The 22,371-nt window shown below is 67.9% G+C and carries 15 protein-coding genes and 1 rRNA gene; 6 read left to right on the top strand and 10 right to left on the bottom strand.

Annotated features, from left to right (window positions below; all coding sequences use genetic code 11):
- Positions 1-131: 131 nt before the first annotated feature.
- The 5 genes from AC5P5V_RS10065 to glyQ form a co-directional block, all read right to left on the bottom strand.
- Positions 132-2,279: a S46 family peptidase gene (locus AC5P5V_RS10065; protein WP_134968353.1), complete on the bottom strand. Its 2,148-nt coding sequence runs from the start codon at positions 2,277-2,279 to the stop codon at positions 132-134.
- Between the two features lie 179 nt (positions 2,280-2,458).
- Positions 2,459-6,316, bottom strand: coding sequence for a translocation/assembly module TamB domain-containing protein (locus tag AC5P5V_RS10070; protein WP_423176601.1), 3,858 nt, complete (start codon positions 6,314-6,316; stop codon positions 2,459-2,461).
- Positions 6,313-8,109 (bottom strand): autotransporter assembly complex protein TamA, encoded by a 1,797-nt coding sequence (locus AC5P5V_RS10075; protein WP_061480438.1) that lies wholly within the window; start codon positions 8,107-8,109, stop codon positions 6,313-6,315. The genes AC5P5V_RS10070 and AC5P5V_RS10075 overlap by 4 nt, the downstream gene beginning before the upstream one ends.
- Positions 8,110-8,354: 245 nt before the next feature.
- Entirely contained in the window at positions 8,355-10,430 is a 2,076-nt protein-coding gene (gene glyS, locus AC5P5V_RS10080; RefSeq protein WP_231352404.1) for a glycine--tRNA ligase subunit beta, read from the bottom strand.
- An 87-nt stretch (positions 10,431-10,517) separates the two neighbouring features.
- Positions 10,518-11,429, bottom strand: coding sequence for a glycine--tRNA ligase subunit alpha (gene glyQ, locus AC5P5V_RS10085; protein ID WP_049412007.1), 912 nt, complete (start codon positions 11,427-11,429; stop codon positions 10,518-10,520).
- Positions 11,430-11,512: 83 nt separating this feature from the next.
- Here glyQ and AC5P5V_RS10090 point away from each other — a divergent pair, with 83 nt between their 5' ends.
- Genes AC5P5V_RS10090 through AC5P5V_RS10100 form a run of 3 tightly spaced genes read left to right on the top strand, consistent with a single transcriptional unit; the run spans position 11,513 to position 15,027 of the window.
- Positions 11,513-13,348 (top strand): GspE/PulE family protein, encoded by a 1,836-nt coding sequence (locus tag AC5P5V_RS10090; protein ID WP_134968351.1) that lies wholly within the window; start codon positions 11,513-11,515, stop codon positions 13,346-13,348.
- Positions 13,320-14,066, top strand: coding sequence for a glutamine amidotransferase (locus AC5P5V_RS10095; protein WP_061480669.1), 747 nt, complete (start codon positions 13,320-13,322; stop codon positions 14,064-14,066). The genes AC5P5V_RS10090 and AC5P5V_RS10095 overlap by 29 nt, the downstream gene beginning before the upstream one ends.
- Before the next feature lie 49 nt (positions 14,067-14,115).
- A complete protein-coding gene (locus tag AC5P5V_RS10100; RefSeq protein ID WP_231352406.1) occupies positions 14,116-15,027 on the top strand; it encodes a BPSS1780 family membrane protein in 912 nt (303 codons plus the stop codon).
- An 85-nt stretch (positions 15,028-15,112) separates the two neighbouring features.
- On the opposite strand, the gene tatC is transcribed toward AC5P5V_RS10100, so the two are convergent.
- From tatC to AC5P5V_RS10120, 4 genes are all read right to left on the bottom strand, one after another.
- Positions 15,113-15,862, bottom strand: coding sequence for a twin-arginine translocase subunit TatC (gene tatC, locus AC5P5V_RS10105; protein ID WP_005420449.1), 750 nt, complete (start codon positions 15,860-15,862; stop codon positions 15,113-15,115).
- The gene (tatB, locus tag AC5P5V_RS10110; RefSeq protein WP_061480671.1) at positions 15,859-16,317 is read right to left on the bottom strand and encodes a Sec-independent protein translocase protein TatB; all 459 of its coding nucleotides are present in this window, start codon (positions 16,315-16,317) and stop codon (positions 15,859-15,861) included. The genes tatC and tatB overlap by 4 nt, the downstream gene beginning before the upstream one ends.
- A 15-nt stretch (positions 16,318-16,332) precedes the next feature.
- Positions 16,333-16,560, bottom strand: coding sequence for a Sec-independent protein translocase subunit TatA (gene tatA / locus AC5P5V_RS10115; protein ID WP_005420453.1), 228 nt, complete (start codon positions 16,558-16,560; stop codon positions 16,333-16,335).
- 75 nt (positions 16,561-16,635) lie between these two features.
- Positions 16,636-17,529 carry a lipid-binding SYLF domain-containing protein gene (locus AC5P5V_RS10120; protein ID WP_061480672.1) on the bottom strand — a complete coding sequence of 298 codons (894 nt, stop codon included), beginning with the start codon at positions 17,527-17,529 and terminating at the stop codon, positions 16,636-16,638.
- Between the two features lie 169 nt (positions 17,530-17,698).
- On the opposite strand from AC5P5V_RS10120, the gene hemH reads away from it, so the two are divergent.
- The 3 genes from hemH (at position 17,699) to AC5P5V_RS10135 (ending at position 21,908) form a co-directional block, all read left to right on the top strand.
- Positions 17,699-18,661, top strand: a complete 963-nt coding sequence (hemH, locus tag AC5P5V_RS10125; RefSeq protein WP_049411985.1) for a ferrochelatase — start codon at positions 17,699-17,701, stop codon at positions 18,659-18,661.
- The gene (locus tag AC5P5V_RS10130; RefSeq protein ID WP_061480673.1) at positions 18,658-19,512 is read left to right on the top strand and encodes an alpha/beta fold hydrolase; all 855 of its coding nucleotides are present in this window, start codon (positions 18,658-18,660) and stop codon (positions 19,510-19,512) included. The genes hemH and AC5P5V_RS10130 overlap by 4 nt, the downstream gene beginning before the upstream one ends.
- Before the next feature lie 290 nt (positions 19,513-19,802).
- Entirely contained in the window at positions 19,803-21,908 is a 2,106-nt protein-coding gene (locus AC5P5V_RS10135; protein ID WP_231352408.1) for a methyl-accepting chemotaxis protein, read from the top strand.
- A gap of 365 nt (positions 21,909-22,273) precedes the next feature.
- Here the strand turns inward: AC5P5V_RS10135 and rrf are convergent.
- Positions 22,274-22,371, bottom strand: a 5S ribosomal RNA gene (gene rrf, locus AC5P5V_RS10140); the annotation flags it as partial.

The following is a 22,371-nucleotide window of genomic DNA, read 5'->3' on the forward strand; positions in this document are numbered from 1 at the left end:
GCGTTTCCGTGGGAAGAACCCGCAGTGTAGGCCAGGCGTGGCCGGGGGTGCGGGCGCGTTGGGGGCAACCACCCCCACCCAGGTGGGGGCCTACGCGGTGCGGGCCACGACCGTGGGTCGTGGCCGGCTTCTTACTGGGCCGGCACGCCCATTTCCTTCAGCAGTTCCGGCGCCGGGTAGACCTTGGCCAGCAGCCAGCGCAGGTAGCGCATGTCCACGTGCACGGCGCGCTTGTAGCGCGGGTCGAACCACCAGCTGGCACTGACCGACTCCCAGTTGCTGTCGAAGTTCAGGCCGATCAGTTCGCCCTTCGCATTGAGCACCGGCGAGCCGGAGTTGCCGCCGGTGGTGTCCAGGTTGGTCAGGAAATTGACCGTCTGGGTGTCCAGTGCCGGATCGGCGGTGCTGCCGAAGTCACCTTTGGCGATCGCGGCCAGCAGCGGCTTGGGTGCGTCGAACGGATAGGCGTTGGTGTTCTTCTCGACGATGCCGGCCACGGTGGTCACCGGCGAGTAGGTCACGCCATCGCGCGGGTGCAGTGCCTCGACCTTGCCGTAGCTGATGCGCAGGGTGCGGTTGGCATCCGGGTACACGGCGCGGCCCTGCTTGGCACGCCAGGCGAACAGCGCCTGCATGTAGGCCGGGCGCAGGCGCAGCTGCTCGCCCTCGCGGGTCTTGCTTTCGTTCTCGATGCGCAGCTGCGCGGCCACCAGCGGGCCGGCCACAGCGATCAACGGATCGGCGGCCAGGGCCTTGCCTTCGCGCGCAGCCACGAAGCGCGACAGGCGCTGCGCCTCGTCACCCAGCTGGGTGCCGGCGTACAGGGTGTCCAGTGCCTTGGCCAGCTGCTGCGGGGTACGGCCGAAGGCGGCGTCGAACTCGGCCACGCGCTGCGCGTCCGGCAGCTGCTGGTAACGGGTCAGCAGGGTGGTCAGCAGGGCCTTCTCGACCTCCGGTGCGTAGCGGCGCTGGACCTGCTTGAGCACGCCTTCGATCATCGCCTGGTCGCGCTGCTGGTAACCGCTCTCGCGTTGCGCGTCCGGTTTGGCCGATTCGATGCGCAGACGCTCCAGCAGCAGCGCCGAGCGCAGCAACTGGCTCTGTGCGGCCATCTGGTCCAGCAGCAGGTCACGCTCGCCCACCGCCGCGCCCTGTGACAGGTTGGCCAGCAGCGCCTTGATGTCGCCCTGGTACCTGCGGTCGGTGGCGGCCAGCATCGCGGTCTCGTCGGCGGCACGCTGGGCCTTGGCATCGCTGCGCAGCAGGCCTTCCAGCTCACCGGCGGCGCGCTTGCGGTTGTTCTTCAGCGACTGCAACTGCGAAGCGTAACGGGTACGTGCCTGCGCGTCCTTGGCGGTTGCCGCCTCGATGGTGTCGATCATCTGCTGGAACACCGAAACGCGGCGCGGCAGCACGGTGTCGATCTGGCCGGCGAATTCTGCCGCAGTACGGTGGCGGTAGGTGATGCCCGGATAACCGGCCAGCATCGCGTAGTCGCCCTCCTTCGGGCCCTCTACCGACATCTGCAGGTGTGCCGGCGCCTGGTAGGGCACGTTGTCCTTGCTGTAGGCGGCCGGCTTGCCGTCCTTGCCCACATAGGCGCGCAGCAGGGTGAAGTCGCCGGTGTGGCGCGGCCACATGAAATTGTCGATCTCATCGCCATAGTTGCCGATCGCACGCGGCGGCGCGTACACCAGGCGCACGTCGCTCAGTTCCAGCTGGGCGATGCGGTAGAAGTCGGTGCCGTAGTACATGTTGGCCACCGAGCAGCGCACGCTGCCGTCCTTCTCGCACTCAGCCACGATCTGCTTGCTGGCCGCATCGACGGCATCGAAGTAGGCACGGCCGGTCTTGCCGCGGGCCTGCGCCAGCACCTGATCGGTCACCTTGTCGAAGCCAACGGTGACCAGCACGCGGAAGTCGGGGTTGGCCGGGCGCTCGTCGGCACGGTCCCTGGCGATGAAGCCACCGTTGATCAGGTCGTGCTCTGGCGAGCTGTTGTACTGGATCACGCCCATCGCCACGTGGTGATTGGTCAGCAGCAGGCCGTCGCTGGACACGAACGAGCCGGTGCCGCCGCCCGCGCGCACCACCGCGCTCAGCGGCGGCGCGGTGACATTGGCCAGGTCGGCCGGATTGCCCTTGAAGCCAGCGGCCTGCAGCGGCTTGGCCAGGTCCGGCAGCTGGGTCGGCATCCACATGCCTTCATCGGCGTGGGCACCGGCGGCGAGGGTCAGGCCCAGGGCCAGGGCGGTGGGAAGGGCTTTGCGTGGCGACATGAGGCAATCCGGTACGACAGAACAGCCCGGGACCATAGCCGCTGGGGCCGGATGGGGCAACGGCCGATGGTTGGGGACCTGACGGGTAGAGCCGAGCCCATGCTCGGCTGCTCTTCCTTCAACCCGCGCCGCGCGCAGAAGCCGAGCATGGCTCGGCTCTACAGGGATGCCACGGCGGGTTACTTCTCCCGCCGCCAGTTGATCGAACCACGGTTTTCCACCGTGCTCGATTCCACTTCCACATCAAACCCGCGGCGCAGCAGGTACTTCAGCGTGATCACCGAACCGGCGCCCACCAGCGACACGCCGTAACCCACGTAAAGCTTGGGTGAGATGTACTTGCCGACGCCGATCACCGAACCACCCAGCGCGCGCGACTGGCTTACGCCGGCATCATCCAGGCCCAGCTTGGCACCCAGCTGCGAGGCGAGCAGGCCACTGCCAGCCGAGAGCGCCGCCGAGGCCGCGTTGACCTGCTGCGCCTGGTCGCTGCTGGCGCCGGTCAGGCTGCGTCCCAGCACCAGATAGGCCAGTGCCTCGGACTGCGACATCGCCGGATCGGACCACACGTCGGCACGCGGTTGCTGGGCACGCCCGGTCACGTCGATGCCGGCGGTGACATCACCGATGCGGCGCTCGGCGCGGATGTTGATGCGCGGGTCGGACACCGCGTTGTAGTTCCAGTTGAGGTTGCCGCGGGTGATGGTCAGGTCCTGCCCGTAAGCCTTGTAGCGGCCGCTCACTTCCAGGCCGCCATTGGCGGTCATCTCGCGGCCGGGCTTGGCCCAGACCTGCATCTTGCCGGTCAGCGCGCCCTTCAGGCCGAACCCGGTCATCTTCACCTTGTCGCCGAGGCTGACGGTCAGGTCCATGTCCAGCGGCGAGGTGCGCGACTCTTCCGGATCGGCCGGGTCGAGCACCACCACGTCTTCGGATACCGAGGTGCCGCGGTCCAGGCGTTCCAGGTCGATGTCGGCCTCGGGCACGTGCATGGTGCCACGCAGCTCCATCGCTGCCTTGGCCAACGTGAAGTCGAGGTTGGGGTTGGCGACGATGCGCAGTTCGCTGGTGCTGGACAGCAGCACGTTCTCGCCATGGATCTTCAGCTGCAGCGGCTGCGCATCGCCGAACCACGACAGGCCACCGTCCACGTACAGCGTGCCCTGGCCGGAGTTGGCCTGCGCGGTGATCTTGGCCGAACCATCGGGCTGGGCCACGAAGCTGCCCTTGCCCTGGTCGAAGGTCAGGCCGAGCGCCGGGAATTCACCCTTGAAGTTGCTCAGCTGTGCGTCGCCACCCAGCGACGGCTGGCCTCGCGTCCCGCGCAGGCTGACGTGGCCTTCGATCAGGCCGGTCGGTCGCACGATGTCCGGCGAGAACAGCTCCAGCCAGTACAGCCGCGACATGTTGAGGTAGAGCTCACCATTCAGCGGCGCACTGGCTTCCCAGCCGGTCTGCATCTTGGCGTCGACGAAGCCGTTGCCCTGGAAGCCCATGCCCAGGTAGCCCTTGATGCTGGCCGGGGTCATGTCGAGCTTCAGCGAGAACTGGTCATAGCGCACCAGCTCGCCGCGGGTGGTATCGCCCACAGTGTTGCGGTTCTCGCCCAGGCGCACGCCGCCTTCCTTCGAGCGCACTTCCACATGGCCTTCCCAGGCGTTGCCGCGCGGGCGGATCTGCGCGTCCAGGCTGACATCGCCGCGAAGGTAGATGCGGCGGCCGGACTGCGGCGGCAACCACGGCTGCACCAGCGCCAGTGGCAGCGCGTCGCTGCGCACCACCAGGCCTTCGCGTGGCCAGTTGGCCTGTGCGCACAGCGCGCCGCTGCTGGCCGCGGCCAGGCAGGCTTCGGACAGCGTGTAGGTGCTGCCGTTGATCGCGAACGCCGCCGGTGCACGCAGCGCCCAGGCATCACCCTTCACCGGTGCGATGCGCAGCGACGCCAGCTCGCCACGCCACTGCGTGCCCTGCTGGCGCACGCTGCCCTGCAGCTCGATCGCACCCATCTCGTTGCGGGTCTGCGCAGCCAGGCGCAGGTTGGACACACTGCCCTGTGCGTCGATGTTCAGCCGCTCCAGCAGCATGCCCGCGTTGACCTGCTGGCCCTGCACCGCCAGCGTGCCGCTGTCGCCGCGCCACGGCAGGCGGCCCTTGATGCTCACGCTCTCGGCGCCGTAGCCATCCCAGTTGAGGTTGTTGCCGACCAGGTCGGCGGTGATGTCCGGCGCATCGCGCGGGCCCTTCACCTGTACCTGGCCACGCAGGCCACCGTCTGCGCCCGGCAGCAGGTCGCTCAACTGCAATGGCTCGAAACGCGCATCGATGTCGAGGCGGTCGCCGACCTTGCCCGACGCGGTCACCCGGCTGCTGCCCAACGCCAGTTTCAGGTCACCCTGGCCCTGCGCGCCCTGCAGCGCGAACTTGCCCTGTGCGTCGAGATTGCGCTGGCGCAGCATGCCCTTCAGCGAGGGCAGGTCCACCGTGGCTTCCAGCGTACCGGCGGTGCCCGGTGCGGCATTGGCCGGCGGCGGCAGCTGGCGGCCCTTGGAGGCCAGGTTGCCGGACAGGCGGCCATTCCAGCCTGGCACGAAATAGCCGGGGTCGAAGTCCTTCAGCGTGGCCTTGGCGTCCCAGTCCAGCTGCGGCGCCCAGGCCACCTGGCCTTCCACCTGCAGCTGGCCACCGGGCGTCTGCGCCTGCAGCTGTTGGATCGACGCGGCCTGGTCATTGCCACGCACATCGAAGTGCAGCTGCGCCTTCTGCTTTTCGCGTTCGACCTCGGCGCGGCCGATCGCCGCCCAGGCCTTCAGGGTACCGGCCAGGCCGAAGCGTGCTTCCTTCAGAGTGACCGGCACCGGCGCGCTGCCGGCGGTGTTCGGATCAGGCGCCGGTACATAGGTCAGGTCACGCGCGACCACCGAGAAGTTGAGCTTCTGCTGGTCTTCCTGGCTGAAATCGGCGGTACCCTCCAGGCGGGCTTCGCCACCGAGACCCTTCAGCAGCAGCGGCGAAACCTTCAGCACCTGGTCCTGCAATGACACCACGGACGGTGCCAGTTCCAGTTCCTGCTCGCCCTGCTTCACCTTGCCACGCAGGCTGGCATTGCCGCCCTTGCCAGCAGCAGTGAAATCCAGCGACAACGGCGTGATCGCCGAGCTCGCCAATGCCGACGACAGCAGCGCCAGATCCAGCTCGTCGCTGCGCACGCTGGCATTCCACGTCGGGTCGGTGCGGCCATCGAACACCAGCATCGCGTGCAGCGGCTTCGGTGCACGCCCGGCCACCGCCACTTCCATGTGCGACAGGTCACCGCGGGCGACCAGGCCGACGGTAGCGGCCGTGCGCCCACGCGGTGCCGGCAACACCGCCGTCACCGTCACGTCGGTGTCGTAGTCCTTGGCTGGGATGTAATGGCCTTGGGCAGTGAAGTTGCCCATGTCACTGTCCACCACCAGCTTGTGCGCCTGGAACTCGCCGTTGGCGATCTCGATGCCGCCGCGCACGCGGCTGATGTCGATCACCGGTTCGTTGGCCTGGCTGATGCGGAAGCCATCGATGGCGATGGCATCGGCCTGGATCGCCAGCGGCATCTCGATCTGCGGCAGGGAATCGGGCCAGGACGGCAGCTTGAACGGCTCATCGCTCTTGGCCAGGTTCAACGTCGCGTTGGTCAGCTCCAGCTTGTCCAGCAGCAGCTTGCGGCCCAGCAGCGGGCGCAGGTCCGGCTCCAGGTGCGCACGCTCGGCGTGGAAATGGATGTCGTCATAGCGGAAGTCGACGTTGTACAGGGTCAGCGGTCCGGCCACCGGACCCTCCACCTTGTCCCAGGTGAAGCTGGCACCCACCGGCAGCCGCGCCACCACCTGGGCCAGCAGTACGTCACGGCCGGCCACGGTCTGCAGCAGCCAGTACACCGCCAGCAGGGCCAGCAGCACCAGGCCGATCACGCCGGCGCCGGACCATGCCCAGAAGCGGCGACGGCGATAGAAACGCACGCGTGGCGGCGGGGTGTTCGGGGTCGGTGCGGGCGTGCTCACAGGTCCGCTCCGATGTTCAGGTACAGCTGGAACTGCGAATCCGGGTTGTTCAGGCCGTGCGCCACGTCGATGCGCACCGGGCCCACCGGCGATTTCCAGCGCACGCCGAAGCCGACGCCGGTATGCAGGTCGATGGTGTTGTCGAAGGCACTGCCGGTATCGACGAACACCGCCGCACCCCAGGGGCCACCGTTGAAGTAGTGCTCGTACTCGGCCGAGCCGATCACAAGGTTCTTGGCACCCAGCGCGTACTTGTCCGGCTTCGGCGTACGCGGGCCGACCTCACGGTAGGCGTAGCCGCGGATGCTGCGGTCACCACCGGCGAAATAGCGCAGGCTCGGCGGCATCGCCACCAGATCGCTGGTCCAGGTGGTGCCGCCCTCGCCGCGCAGGATCAGGCGATTGCTTTCACCCACCGGGATGTACCAGCGCAACACGGCGTTGGCCTGCACGAAGCTGGTATCCGAGCCGGCGCCTTCCACGCCGGCACGCACCGTCGCCGCGCCGCTGATGCCCTTGCGCGGGAACATCTCGTCGTCGACGTTGACGTAGTCGGCAACCATCTGCGGGTACACCAGCGTCGAGGTGTTGTAGACGGCGTCGGTGAATTCGGTGCCGGAGGCATAGCGCCAGCGCTCGCGCAGCGCATTGACCGAGGCGATCGCGGTCCAGTGCTCGTTGATCTCGCCGCTGCGGCTGGCGATCAGCTTGAAGTTGCGCAGATCGATGTAGTCGGTCTGCTCGTCGTACGCGCTGGCGGCGAAGGTGTACCAGCCGTCGAGCCAGTTGAAGGCCGGAATGCGGTAACTGGTGACCAGGCTCTTGCGCTTCTGCGCATAGTCCAGCTGCGTGTTCATCTTGTGGCCGCGGTTGTTCAGGAACCGCCGCTCGATGCCACCGCGCACACCCGGGCCGCTCTCGCTGCCGTAGCTCAGGCCTGCGGTGTAGATGGTGCGCTTGGCCCGGGTCAGCTTCACGTCCACCGGCACTTCGCCGTTTTCATCGGCCTGGTCCGGGCGCGGCTGGATGTCGATCACGCTGAAGTAGTCCAGCTTGGTCAGCGACTCGCGCAGCCGGTCCAGCTTGCCCTCGTGGTAGTAGCTGCCCTGGTCCCAGTACACCAGTGGATCGAACAGCTTGTCGACGAAGTAATCCTGCTCGAAGCGCACCGGGCCCATGTTGTAGCGGCGGCCGCTGTCCCAGGTCAGGTCGATGTCGGCGGCGTTGTCGGCGCGGGTGATCTGCACCTGGCGCTGGGTGTAGTCGGCATCGAAGTAGCCACGCTCGGCCAGGCGCCGGGTGATGGTGATCTTGCTGGCTTCGTACTGGGTGTGCTCGAAGCGCTGGCCCTTGCGCGGCTTGAAGGCGGCCAGGTCGTCCTGCAGGTACTGGTCGTACATCGCCGGGCCGGTGATGTCGATGTGCTCGCGGCGCACGGTCACCGGGGCGCCCTTGTCGACATGGATCAGCACGCGCACATGCTCATCCTCGCGCGGCGCCTCGACCTTGATCACCGGGTTGTAGTACCCGAATGGCTCCAGCGCCTGGCGGGTCTGCCGCTCGGCCTGCGACAGCAGGTACTCCAGGCGCGATTCGCCCTGCTCCTTGCCGATCGTGTCGTACAGCGACAGCGATTCCTGGATGTTCTCGATGATTGCGGCGTCGTCGCCCTTGTCCAATCCCTTGATGTCCACCTTGTCGATGGTGCCGCGCGCATGGACCACGGAAGTGGCGGCCAGCGACAGGACCATCAGCGGCAGGGCGTATTTCTTTGGCTGCATGCGGCACAGCATACCGACCGGAGGTGACGATGCGAAATGCATCACGTCATTGGGGATCGGTTGTTAAGTGGCGGTCAAAATACACCGCAAGGCGTCGATTGTCGCAATCGACCAATCAGGATGCCGGCATCGTCCACGATGTCGGCAATGACCCCGATAGACATCCGTCGGCGATGCTCCGGCAGTGCCGGCCGCTGGCCGGCAACCCACAGATCGGGGGCAATGCCGGCCAGCGGCCGGCACTACCGATACGGGCGTCAGCTCGACAGATGCTCGATCGCCGCCACCTTGCCCAGGCGCTCGCCCAGCATCGTCAGCAGCGCCAGGCGGTTGCCACGCAGTGCCGGATCTTCCGCGTTGACCATCACGCCATCGAAGAACGCGTCGACCTGCGGACGCAGGCGCGCCAGGCGTGCCAGCACCGCCACATAATCCTTCTGGTGCAGGCTGGCGCCGGTGTCATCGATGGCGGCGGTCACCGCTTCGGCCAGCGCGCGCTCGGCATCTTCCTGCAGCAGTGCCGCGTCGATCTGCGCCGGAATCTCGCCCTCGGCCTTGCGCAGGATGTTGCGGATGCGCTTGTTGGCCGCGGCCAGCGCCTCTGCCTCCGGCAGCGCGGCGAAGGTGCCGATCGCATCCAGGCGGCGATCGAAGTCGTACAGCGAGGCCGGCTTCAACTCGGCCACCGCGTTGAAGTGCGTGGCCGGCACGCCCTTGTCGCCGTAGTAGCCCTTCAGGCGGTCGAGGATGAAGTCGTAAAGCTCGCCGACATCGGCCTGCACGTTGCGCGCGGCCAGGCCGGCATTGGCGCTGGCCATCAGCGCGCGCAGGTCCAGTTCGAAGCCGCTTTCGATGATCGTGCGGGCCAGTCCCAGCGCATTGCGGCGCAGCGCGAACGGGTCCTTGTTGCCGGTCGGCTTCAGGCCTGCAGCGAAACCACCGGCCAGCGTATCCACGCGTTCGGCGATGGCCAGCACCTTGCCCAGCGGCGACAGCGCGATGTCGTCACCACCGAAGCGTGGCTGGTAGGCCTCGTCGATGGCCAGCGCCACGTCGGCCGATTCGCCACCGGCCACGGCGTAGTGGCGGCCGGCGATGCCCTGCAATTCCGGGAATTCGTTGACCATGCGCGACTGCAGGTCGTTCTTGGCCAGCTCGGCAGCCCGCTTGGCCTGCGCCGGATCGGCACCGACCTGGGCTGCGATCACTTCGGCCAGTGCGGCCACGCGCGCCACCTTGTCGGCCACGCTGCCCAGCTTGGCCTGGTAGGTCACCGTCTTCAGGCCGTCGCCCATCGGCACCAGGCCCTGCTTCAGGTCCTCGTCGAAGAAGAACTTGGCATCGGCAAAGCGCGGGCGGATCACCCGCTCGTAGCCCTTGGCCACTTCGGCCACGTCCTTCGATTCGATGTTGGCAATGCCGATGAACTTCTCGGTCAGCGTGCCGGCGGCATCCAGCACCGGGAAGAACTTCTGGTTGATCTCCATTGTCTCGATCAGCGCTTCCTGCGGCACCGCCAGGAACGCGCGTTCAAAGCTGCACAGCACCGCCGACGGCCATTCGACCAGGTTCACCACCTGCTCCAGGTTGTCTTCGGTGATGCGGGCGCTGCCACCGGCCCCGGCTGCGGCGGCCTCGACCTCGGCGACGATGCGCGCCCGTCGCTCGCTCGGGTCGACCAGCACGAACGCGGCGCGCAGCGCTTCAACGTAGTCCTGCGGCTGCGCCAGCGACACGGCCTGGTCGTGGTGGAAACGATGGCCACGGCTGGCGCGGCCGGCCTGCAGGCCGAACAGTTCGGCCTCGACCACATTGGCGCCGTGCAGCAGCACCAGCCAGTGTGCCGGGCGGGCGAAGCCCCAGGCGTGATCGCCCCAGCGCATCGGCTTGGGAATCGGCATCGCCGCGATCGCCTCGCGCAGGATGTCCGGCAACAGGCTGGCGGTGCTCGCGCCCGGGGTCACCGCGCGGTGCACGAAGCGCTCACCCTTGTTGTCGGTGGTCTTCTCCAGCGCGGTCCAGTCGATCCCGGCCTTGGCGGCGAAGCCCTGCAGGGCCTTGGTCGGCTGGCCTTCGGCATCCAGCGCGATGTTCAGGTACGGGCCCAGCACTTCGCTGTGCTGTTCCGGCTGTTCCAGGCCGACGCCCGGCAGCAGCACGGCCAGCCGGCGCGGGGTCGACAGCGGGCGGGCATCGCCCAGCTCCAGCGCGACGCCACGCTTGCGCAGGCCTTCGACAACACCGTCGAAGAACGCCTGGGCCAGGCCCGGCAGCGCCTTGACCGGCAGCTCCTCGGTGCCCAGTTCGATCAGCAGGGGGGACAATTGGCTCATCGGTTCGATCCTGTGGTGGGGGCGCAGCGCGCAACGCGTCCGGCGCCCCGGGTAGTTGATGAAAAGCGGGACGGTGCAGGAAGGCGGTCAGGCCTTCTTCGCACCCGGGAAGCCCAGCTTCTCGCGCTGCTCGTAATACGCCTTGGCCACCGCCTGGGCCAGCGCGCGCACGCGCAGGATGTAGCGCTGGCGCTCAGTCACGCTGATCGCGCGGCGCGCATCGAGCAGGTTGAAGGTATGGCTGGCCTTCATCACCTGCTCGTAGGCCGGCAGCGGCAGGCCCACTTCCACCAGCTTCTGCGCTTCACGCTCGCAGGCATCGAAGCGGTGGAACATTTCGTCCACGTCGGCGTATTCGAAGTTGTAGGTGCTCTGCTCCACCTCGTTCTGGTGGTAGACGTCGCCGTAGGTCACCGGCTGGCCGTCCGGGCCGTAGGTCCAGACCAGGTCATAGACGTTGTCGCAGTTCTGCAGGTACATGCACAGGCGCTCGAGACCGTAGGTGATCTCGCCCAGCACCGGGCGGCACTCCAGGCCACCGGCCTGCTGGAAGTAGGTGAACTGGGTCACTTCCATGCCGTTGAGCCAGACTTCCCAGCCCAGGCCCCACGCGCCCAGCGTCGGCGATTCCCAGTTGTCCTCGACGAAGCGCAGGTCGTGCACCAGCGGATCGATGCCCAGTGCCTTCAGCGAATCCAGGTACAGCTGCTGGATGTTGTCCGGCGCCGGCTTCATCGCCACCTGGTACTGGTAGTAGCGCTGCAGGCGGTTCGGGTTCTCGCCGTAGCGGCCATCGGTCGGCCGCCGCGACGGCTGCACATAGGCCGCGTTCCAGCTTTCCGGACCGATCGCACGCAGGAAGGTGGCCGGGTGGAAGGTACCGGCGCCCACCTCCAGGTCGAGCGGCTGGATGAGCACGCAGCCCTGCTGGGCCCAGAACTGGTTCAGGGTCTGGATCAGGCCCTGGAAGGTGATCGGAACGGTCGGGGTCGCGGACATGCGTACGAGTCTTGGCCGGCAAGGGGGTGCGCTAGTATAACGGCCGACCTGCGGGGCATTCCGTACCCGGGAGGAGCAGGCAGATGGAACATCGGCTGCCGGTGGGCACGCCCGGCGAGCCAGGCGGCGTCCCGCTGCCGTGGGGCCGCCTGCATTTCGAGCAGGTCGGTGCGGCGCTGCTGGCCGACGGCCTGGTCGCCGAGCACGAGGGCGAGCGCATGCGGTTTTCCGCACAGGGCGCGCGCAATGCCAGTGAAGTGCACCCGCTGGTGCTGCTGTCCAACCTCAAGCTGGCCACCCGCGACGGCGGCGAACTGACCCTGGAACGCCTGACCGAATGGCTGGCCCAACGCACCGGCAGCCGCTACCTGCGCATCGATCCGACCCGGGTCGACGTCGCTGCGGTCACCGCGCTGGTCTCCCACGCCTATGCCCGTCGCCACCGCTTCCTGCCGCTGGCAGTGGATGCCGAACGGGTGCTGGTGGCCACCAGCGAGCCGCTGGTGCAGGAATGGCGCCGCGACCTGCAGCACCTGACCCGCCGCCGCATCGAGCTGGCGGTGGTCAATCCGCTCGACCTGCACCGCTACACCATGGAGTTCTACGGGGTGACCCGTTCGGTGCGTGGCGCGCGCGGCGACGTCCGCGGCGAGGCCAACACCACCCTGCCCAGCTTCGAGCAGCTGGTCGAGCTGGGCCGCACCGGCGACGTCAATGCCGACGACCAGCACATCGTGCACATCGTCGACTGGCTGCTGCAGTACGCCTATGAGCAGCGCGCCTCGGACATCCACCTGGAACCGCGCCGCGAGATGGGACGCATGCGCTTCCGCATCGACGGCGTGCTGCACAAGGTGTTCGAGGTGCCGCCGGCGGTGATGACCGCGGTGGTCAGCCGCATCAAGGTACTCGGCCGAATGGACCTGGCCGAGCGCCGGCGCCCGCAGGACGGCCGCATCAAGACCCGCTCGCCGGGTGGCCGCGAGGTCGAGATGCGCCTGTCGACCATGCCCACCGCGTTCGGCGAGAAGTGCGTGATGCGCATCTTCGACCCCGATGCCGCCTTCAAGAGCATCGACCAGCTCGGTTTCAGCCCGCAGGAGGCCGCTGGCTGGAATGCACTGGTTGAGCGCCCGCACGGCATCGTGCTGGTCACCGGCCCGACCGGCTCGGGCAAGACCACCACCCTGTATTCCACGCTGAAGCGGCTGGCCACGCCGGACGTGAACGTGTGCACGGTGGAGGACCCGATCGAGATGATCGCGCCCGAGTTCAACCAGATGCAGGTGCAGGCCAACATCGACCTGGACTTCGCCAGCGGCGTGCGCACCCTGCTGCGGCAGGACCCGGACATCATCATGATCGGCGAGATCCGCGATCTGGAGACCGCGCAGATGGCGGTGCAGGCGTCGCTGACCGGCCATCTGGTGCTGTCCACCCTGCACACCAACGATGCACCGTCGGCGGTCACCCGCCTGCTCGACCTGGGCGTGCCGCACTACCTGCTGGCCAGCACCCTCAACGGCATCCTCGCCCAGCGCCTGGTGCGTACCCTGTGCCCGCACTGCAAGCAGCCGCACACCCTTGGTGCTGCCGACTGGGCGGTGCTCGCTGATAGCCAGGCTGCATATCCAGATGCCGCCACGCCCTGTCGTCCGGTCGGTTGCCTGGAGTGCCGGCGCACCGGATTCCTCGGCCGCATCGGCCTGTATGAGTTGCTGCCATTGGGCTCGCGGCTGCGCGGGCAGATCCGCGCCGACATGGATCTGGCCGGTTTCACCCGTGCCGCGCGCGCTGAAGGGCTGCGAACCCTGCGCCAGGCCGGGCTTGAAAAGGTGGCGCAGGGGCTGACTACAATCGAGGAAGTCCTGTCAGTGCTGCCGCCCCCGGATGAACCCAGCCCCCTTCCTGATCCTTGAAACCGGCCGCCCGGTACCGTCGCTGCGCCGCTACGGGCGCTTTCCGCACTGGATCCGCGTCGCCGCCGGGCTGGAAGAGCACGAGACGGTGGTGGTCGATGTCGAACATGGCGACGCATTGCCCGACCCGCGCGCCTTCGCCGGCGTACTGGTGACCGGCTCGGCCGCCTTCGTTACTGACCACGCCGACTGGAGCGAGCGCAGCGCGGCGTGGCTGCGCCAGACCGTCCACGCCGGCCTGCCGGTGTTCGGCATCTGCTACGGCCACCAGCTGCTGGCGCATGCGCTGGGCGGTGAGGTGGCCTACAATCCGGCCGGGCGCGAGTCCGGCACGATCGAGCTGGAGCTGCAGCCACAGGCGGCACAGGATCCGCTGTTCCAGGGCCTGCCGCAGCACTTTGCCGCCCACGCCACCCACCTGCAGACCGTGCTGCGCGCGCCCGACGGTGCCGAGGTGCTGGCACGCTCGCCGCTGGATGGCTGCCACGCGTTCCGCTGGGGGCGCCAGGCGTGGGGCGTGCAGTTCCACCCCGAATTCGCCACCCACCACATGCGCGGCTACGTGCGCGCCCGCGCCGACTGCATCGGCCGCCACGGCGGCTGCGCGCGCAGCATCGAGCGCGCAGTCAGCGCCGCACCGCTGGCCCGCCAGCTGCTGCGCCGCTTCGTCCGACAGGCGCGGCTGTCTTCAGCCCAGCCGGCGGCAAAACAGGGATAATCAGCGGCACGGGCAACCGCCCGTCCCCTCCTGTCCTTCCCGGATGTCCATGAAAGAGATTCGCAAGCTGCCGGCCTCGGCGGGCGCCCAGTGGTTGCTGGATACGTTCTCGCTGTATCGGCGTGCGCCGCTGCAGCTGGCCCGGATCGGCCTGGCCTGGCTGCTGGTGAGCTGGGTGGTCACCCTGTTGTCGACGCTGATTCCCGGCGCCGCCGGCATGGCCGTGCAGGTGATGACCCTGGCCATCTCGCCGATCATGTTCGGCGGCATGCTCTACGCCGTGGGTGAGATCGACGAAGGCCGCCCGGGCCTGTCCTCGCACCTGCTGCAGCCGATCCGCGACCACCGCGTCAGCCACCTGCTGGTGCCGCTGGCGATCCAGGTGCTGGCGGTGCTGCTGCTGGGCGCGTTGCTGTTCATGATGATCGGCCGCGAAGGCTTCACCGCCTTCAGCGACGTCATGACCAAGATGGAAGAGATCAGCCGCAGTGGCCAGCAGATCAAGCCGGACGATGCCGCGGCGCTGGTCGCCAACCTGCCGGCCAAGCGCATCGCGCTGTGGATGCTGCTGGTGTTCCTGAGCGCGGTGGCGCTCTCGCTGGCGATGTTCACCCAGCCGGCGCTGGTGGTGTTCGACAAGCAGAGCGGCATGCACGCGCTGCGCCTGAGCCTGCAGGGCTGCATCGAGAACATCGGCGCGATGATCGTGTTCGCCGTGCTCGGCCTGATCGCTGCGTTCTGCATCTACATCCTGTTCGTGATCGTGATCCAGATCGCGATGCTGATCGGAGGCCCGCTGGCTGCCGCCTTCATCGCCCAGCTGGTGCTGACCACGGTGCTGATGCCGCTGTATGTCGGCGCGGTCTACGCCGCGTGGAAGCAGATGTTCGTGCACCGTGGCAGCCGCGCGGCGCCGCCGGTCCCGACCACGCCGACCTCGAGCGACGTGTTCCACGCCTGACCGGTCCCACCGGTAGCGCCGGGCCATGCCCGGCGGTGGCATCACATCGCACCCCGCACGCCGGGCATGGCCCGGCGCTACCGCATCACGCGGCGGGTTTCTTCACCGCCGACGATGGCACCAGCCAGCGTGCGGCGTGGATGCCCAGCTCGTAGAGCAGGCACATCGGGATCGCCAGCATCAGCTGCGAAACCACGTCCGGCGGGGTCAGCACCGCCGCCAGCACGAAGATGCCGACGATCGCGTAACCACGGCCTTCCTTGAACTGCTGCGGCGTCACCCAGCCCAGCAGGACCAGGATCACCATCGCCACCGGCAGTTCGAAACTGCCACCGAAGGCGAAGAAGATCGCCAGCACGAAATCCAGGTAGGCATTCGCATCCGGGGTGATCGCGATCACGTCCGGGCTGAAGGTGGTCAGGAAATGGAACACCGCCGGCAGCACCAGGAAGTAGGCGAAGGCACAGCCGGTGTAGAACAGCAGTACCGAAGACACCAGCAGCGGCACCGCCAGGCGCTTCTCACGCGCGTACAGCCCCGGGGCGACGAAGGCCCACAGCTGGTACAGCAGCCACGGCACCGCCACGAACAGGGCCACGAAGAAGGTCAGCTTCAATGGCGCGAAGAAGGCTCCGGCCGGATTGGTCGCGATCATCGTCTGCCCGTTGGGCAGCTGCGAGACCAGCGGTTCGGCCAGCGCGTTGTACAGCTTCTGGGTAAATGGCAGCAGCGCCAGCAGCACCACGCCCAGGCCCAGCAGTGCGCGCACCAGGCGGCCGCGCAGCTCCACCAGATGTTCGACCAGCGAGCTTTCGCCGAAATCCTGTTCACTCATGGCTGGCGCTCCGTGCGCTGCGGCGTCGGAGCACCGGCTTCAGGGGGTGTCGCCGGCGTAGGCTCGGGAGCAACGCTCTCCTGTGCCGGCGCATCGGCATCGGGCGCAGCGCTCATATGCGGCGGCAGATCCGCAGGCGCCGGTGCGCGAACCTCCTGCGCCAGCGTATCGCCCTGCTGCTGCGCCTGCTGCGCTTCGCGACGGATCGCTTCACCGCTGGCGCGCAGCTGGTTCTCGGTGTCCTGCATGCCTTGGCGCACGTCCTGCATCTGCCGCTTGATGTCCTCGGCCTGCAGTTCGCGCTCCAGTTCCTGTTTCACCGAATCCCACTGATTGCGGGCACGGCGCACCCACAGGCCGGCGAAGCGGGCCGCCTTGGGCAGGCGCTCGGGACCGAGCACCACCAGGGCGACCACCGCGATCACCAGCAGTTCGCTGAAGCCGATATCGAACACCGCAACCGCTCCGGATCAGCGAGCGTTACGGTCGTGCTCGTCCTGCGCGGTGCGCGAGGCGTCCTGGCTGCGCGACTCATCGCCCAGCTGCGCGTTCGGCTTGTCTTCGTCGCGCATGCCCTTCTTGAATTCCTTGACCGCCGAGCCGAGGTCCTTGGCGCCACTGGTCAGGCGCTTGGTGCCGAACACCAGCAGGACGATGGCCAGCACGACCAACCAATGCCAGATGCTGAAACTGCCCATAAAGACGCTCGTTACGTTAGTGATCAGGCTGTCGAGCATAGCGCACCGGGTGTTAGCCGGCGCGCGTGACGAAAGTCAGTTTCCGCCCAGCGTTTCCGTGCGGATTTCGCCGTCGTTGACCGGCTGGAAGCCCTGCTGCTGCGGCGGCGGGTTCTGCGGCACGTTCTGCAGCGGCGCGGTGGTGGCTTCGGTTGGGGCGGCCGGCGCTGCCTGAACAGGCGCCGGCGCAACCGCCGGGGTCGCCGCCGGACGCGGTGCACTGCCACCGTTGCCGTTGCGGTTGTTGCGGGCGGCGTAGGTGGCCTCTTCCAGACGATCACGGAAGGCGACCACGTCCATCGACGGCGCACCGGCGGCGCGACCTTCGAAGATCATGCGCGGCGTGGTGTTGCTGCCGTAGGCGTCAAGGTTGGCGGCATCGTCGATCTGCAGCACCGCACCATCCAGCGCGACGCCCGCGAACAGCCCACGGGCACGCGACCAAGACCAGATCTCGGCCTTCAGCTGGCCGTCGGTGGCGGCGGCGGCATTGCGGCCGACCGGACCGGCGGCAACGCCGGCATCGGCGCCGAGCGTGAACTTGCCGTTGACCAGATTGTCCAGGCTGCGGTCGTTGCGGAACACCAGCACCACATCCGAAGATTGCACGCCGGCCTGGAAGCCGATGCTGCCACCGGTTAGCTTCACGAACACCGGGTTGGACCAGGCGCCATTGGGCATGCGCACCGACATCAGGCCGTGGCCACGGCGACCGCCAATGACCAGACCGGCCTTGATCGTGTCGGGAATGACGATGACCGCGCGGCCTTCGTCGAGCAATTTATCCGGAATGCCCTGTTCAGGAATTTCCTGGATTTCAGCCAGCACGCGCACGGCGTTGCGGGCGCGCTGGTCTTCCTGCGGTCCGGCCATGGCCTGGCTGGACAGCAGGCTGGCGGCGATCAGCAGGGCTTGGATCGGGCGACGCATGGCAGGCTCCAGAAGTCAGTCCATAGGAAGATATAGCAAGTGACTGAAATTAGTGGTGTTGCCATGAATCCCCAATGAGCGTTCCCTGCCCGCATTGATGGATGCGCGCTATGCCTGCAATCCGAACCCTGCATCCCGGTGCGGCGCCGGATAGGCGACAATACCGCCCATGCTCGACGCACCCGATACCGCCGTGCTGGCGGTCAACCTAGGCACGCCCGAGACGCCGACGGCCCCCGCCGTACGCCGTTACCTGGCCGAATTCCTGTCCGACCCGCGCGTGGTCGCGATTCCGGCACTGCTCTGGCAGCCGCTGCTGCGCGGGCTGATCCTGCCGCTGCGAAGCGGCCGGTCGGCGGCCAAGTACGCCCAGGTCTGGCTGCCCGACGGCTCACCGCTGATGGTGCATACGCGCCAGCTGGCGCAGGCCATGCAGGCCCTGCTGCCGACCCTGACGGTGCGCCATGCGATGCGCTATGGCGAACCGGCGCTGGCCGGCGAGCTCGACCGTCTGGCCGCCGACGGCGCGCGCCGGATCGTCGTGCTGCCGTTGTACCCGCAGTACTCCACCACCACCACCGCCTCGGTCGAAGACCGCGTCGATGCGTGGCAGCGCCGCAACCCGGGCGTGACCGTGAGCCTGGTGCGGGATTACTCGGTCGATCCCGGCTGGGTCGAGGCCGTAGCCGGCTCGATCCGCCGCTACTGGGAACAGCACGGTCGCGGTCAGAAACTGATGTTCTCCTTCCATGGTATCCCGCAGCGCCTGGCCGACGCGGGCGACCCGTATCCGCAGCGCTGCGAGGCCAGTGCGCAGGCCATCGCCAATGCACTGGGCCTGGACAAGGACGACTGGCAGATGGGTTACCAGTCGCGCTTCGGCCGCGAGCGCTGGTTGCAGCCGTATGCCGAGCCCAGCCTGTGGGCGCTGGCCGAATCCGGCGTGAAGCAGATCGACGTGGTCTGCCCCGGATTCGCCACCGACTGCCTGGAAACGTTGGAAGAGGTCGCGCTGGGCTTCACCGAAACACTGGCCGAGCGCGGTGCGACGATGCGCTACATCCCCTGCCTCAACGCCGAGCCGGAGCATGCACGCGCCCTGGCACGGCTGGCCGTGTCCTCGCTGGCATGAGCCTGCAACCGTTTGAATTCCAGGTCGGGGGCGCACGCGTCGCCGGCCTGCGCAACCACGGCGGCGGCCCACGCGTGCTGGCCCTGCATGGCTGGCTCGACAACGCCGCCAGCTTCGTGCCGCTGGCGCCGCACCTGTCGGCGTTGCAGCTGGTTGCCATCGATCTGCCCGGCCACGGTCACAGCGCGCACCTGCCGGCGGGTGCCAGCTACACCACGGCCGCCGCGATCTGCCACGTACTCGATGTGGCCGACGCGCTGGGCTGGGACCGATTCAGCCTGCTCGGCCATTCAATGGGTGCCGGCATCGCCAGTCTCACCGCCTCGGTCAGCGACCGTGTCGATCGGCTGGTGGCGATCGAAGCACTCGGCGGCCTGCGCGGTCCCGAGGAAGAAACGGCGCATCGCCTGCGCGAGCATGTGAACGCCACGCGGGCGTTGGCACGCAAGCAGCTGCGCGTGTTTCCCGATCTGGCAGCGCCGATCCGCGCGCGGATGATGACCAACCAGCTCAGCGAACCCTGCGCACGGCTGCTGGTCGAGCGCGGCGTGGAACCGGTCGAAGGTGGCTACCGCTGGTGCAGCGACCCGCGCCTGATGCTGCCCACCGCGATCCGCCTCAGCGAAGGCCAGATCGACAACCTGCTGCAGGCCATCGCCTGCCCGACGCAGGTGATCTATGCCACGCCGGCACAGTCCTACTACCCCGAGCCGATGCGCAGCGATCGCCTGCAGCACCTGCGTGATGGACGGCTGGCCGTGTTTCCCGGCAACCACCACCTGCATATGGAAGACCCGGCACGCATCGCCCCGGTGATCCTGCGCTTCTTCAGCAACGACAACGCCGACTGAGTCGCAGCGTCCGCGCACTTCATTCTGCGCAGTTGCGGCCGATACATCGGTTGCGGGCCACTGCGTCCGCAGCACGTGGGCCCGGTCGGGCCTGCGGCGTGTGTCTGGTCCTGCAAGGAAGTCCGCATGCCCGCTCCATTGCTCCGTCACCCACAGGATGTGGTCACGGCGCCCCGTCTGCGCGACGTTGATTGCGTCGCATTCCCCGAATTCCCGGTCCATGCCCTGGCCACGCACTCGTGCGTGCGTCACCGTGTGGCCGTAGCCGTCTGCTGATCCAGGAGTCGCCGATGTCCGCTGCATCCACTCGTCCCCCCGATACCGCCCGCCTGCCGCATCTGCAGCAGCTCGCCCACCGCGCTGACCGCCGATTGCTGATCGGCAGTGCGGCACTGGCGGTGGCCGGCCTGGTGCTGGCCCTGCGGGGTCCGCAGCTGCAGGCCGCCGCGTTGGTGGCCGTCGCCGTGCTGCCAGCCGCGTGGTTCGGCGGACCGCAGGCGGGCCGGGCCGTCGCCCGCAACGGCTTGGCATTGCTGTTGTCGCTGCAGCTGGCCGTGTTGTGCGCGATCGCCGGCCTGTCACCGGCGTTGCCGATTGCCCTGCTGCTGGGCGTGCTGCTGGGCCACCGCGATCGCCTTCCGGTGTGGCTGGCCGGTGGCGTCGGCACGCTCGCGCTGCTGGCACCGCTGCAGGCGGGCGCTGCCGCGTGGCCAACGCTGCTGCAGGCCGGCATGTTCGCGGGCCTGACCTTGTTCCTCGGCCAGGTCGCACTGCGCCTTCGGCAGCAGACCGAGGCCCTTGGCCACGGCCCGCGTCGGCTTGCCGCGCTGGCACGCGACATTGCCACCGGTGCCGATCTTGGTGCACATGCCGACACCAGCGCCTATGCACCGGGTTCACTCGCCCACGCCCTGGCCGACACTGCACGCCACGTGCAGGCCCAGCGTGGTCTCGAGGCGGCGGTGCATGCCGAGAATGCGCAGATCCGCCAGGCGCTGGATGCCTCGCGCACCGCGATGATGATCGCCGACAACGATCACGTGATCCGCTATGTGAACCGCTCGGTGGTGGCTCTGCTGCGCAACCAGCAGGCGACACTGCGCCAGGCCTTCCCTGACTTCGATGCCGAACGCCTGGTCGGCAGCAGCATCCATCGCTTCCATGCCAACCCGGACCGCATCCGCGCCATCCTCAATGGCCTGCAGGCCAGTCACAACGGCAAGGTACAGATCGGCCCGGTGCACTTCGCCCAGGTGGTCACCCCGGTGTTCGATGCACAGGGCATGCGCCTCGGCTTCGCCGTGGAATGGCATGACCGTACCCAGGAGCTGGCGCTTGAGAACGCCGTGGCCGGCATCGTCGCTGCTGCCGCTGCCGGCGATCTGGGCCAGCGCCTGCAGGCGACCGAAGGCGCCAGCTTCCTCGATGGCCTGACCGGTGGCATCAACCAGCTGCTCGATACGCTGGGCAGCACCGTCGATGAAGTACGGCAGATGCTTTCGGCGCTGGCCAACGGCGATCTCGATCGGCGCATGCGCGGTGAGTACCACGGTGCCTTCGCCGCGATCCAGCGCGATGCCAACGCCACCGCCGGTCAGCTGGCGCGCATGGTGGGCCGCATCCAGCAGTGCGCAGCCTCGATCAGTACCGCCGCCAGCGAGATCGCTGCAGGCAATGGTGCGCTGTCCGAGCGCAGCGAGCGCCAGGCGGCGCACCTGCAGGAAACCGCAGCCTCGATGGAGGAGCTGACCGCCACCGTGCGCCAGAATGCTGCGCATGCGCGCGAGGCCAGTGAGCTGGCTGCGTCCACGCAGAGCGCCGCCAGTGATGGCAACACCGCGATGCAGCGGGTTGTCGACACCATGCAGGCGATTGAAGGCGCCTCGAAGCGGATCGGCGACATCACCGGCGTGATCGACGGGATCGCCTTCCAGACCAATATCCTCGCGCTCAATGCGGCGGTGGAAGCCGCGCGTGCCGGTGAACAGGGTCGTGGCTTCGCCGTGGTGGCCAGCGAGGTGCGCGTGTTGGCGCAGCGCTCCGCCGCCGCTGCACAGGAAATCAAGAAGCTGATCGATGAGGCAAGCCGGCAGGTGGGCGAAGGTGCCCAGCTGGTGGCCGACGCCGGCAAGCGGATGCAGGGCATTGTCGGCGGCGTGGAGAATGTCAGCCATCTGATGCGTGAGATCTCGGCGGCCTCGCAGGAGCAGTCGACCGGCATCGAGCAGATCAACCAGACCGTGGTGCAGATGGATCAGGCCACGCAGCAGAACGCGGCGCTGGTGGAAGAAGCCACCGCGGCCGCACGCGAGCTGCAGTCGCAGGCGGGGACGCTTACCGAGGCGGTATCGGTGTTCCGCCAGCAGGAACCGCACGATGTCCCGCGGGCCGCCTGATCCGGGCCTGCAATGCGATCCTGGTCAAGACGGCGCCCGCAGGGCGCCGTTTTTTTGCCTGCTTTTGCGTGATGGGTCAGGAAAAGTCCGCTTCCGGACCTGCCGTGAGGAGCGGCCAGCCCTGTTTGGCGCCGCATCCACACACGGCGTGGATCTACCGGTAGTGCCGGCCGCTGGCCGGCAATCGATTGGTAGCGGCCAACCTTGGTTGGCGCAATGCTTCCTCGTGGACGGCATCCACGCATGGCGTGGATCTACCGGGCGATGTAACGCCATCGGGTTGCCGGCCAGCGGTCGGCACTACCCACGTTTCCTGCGCACAAAGAAAAACCCCGCTGCGTCAGCAGCGGGGTTTTGGGTGTAAACCCTGGCGATGACCTACTCTCGCATGGCTTGAGCCACACTACCATCGGCGCAGCTGCGTTTCACTTCCGAGTTCGGGATGGGATCGGGTGGTTCCACA

It is taken from the genome of Stenotrophomonas sp. YJH_SMC_130 (assembly GCF_059369035.1).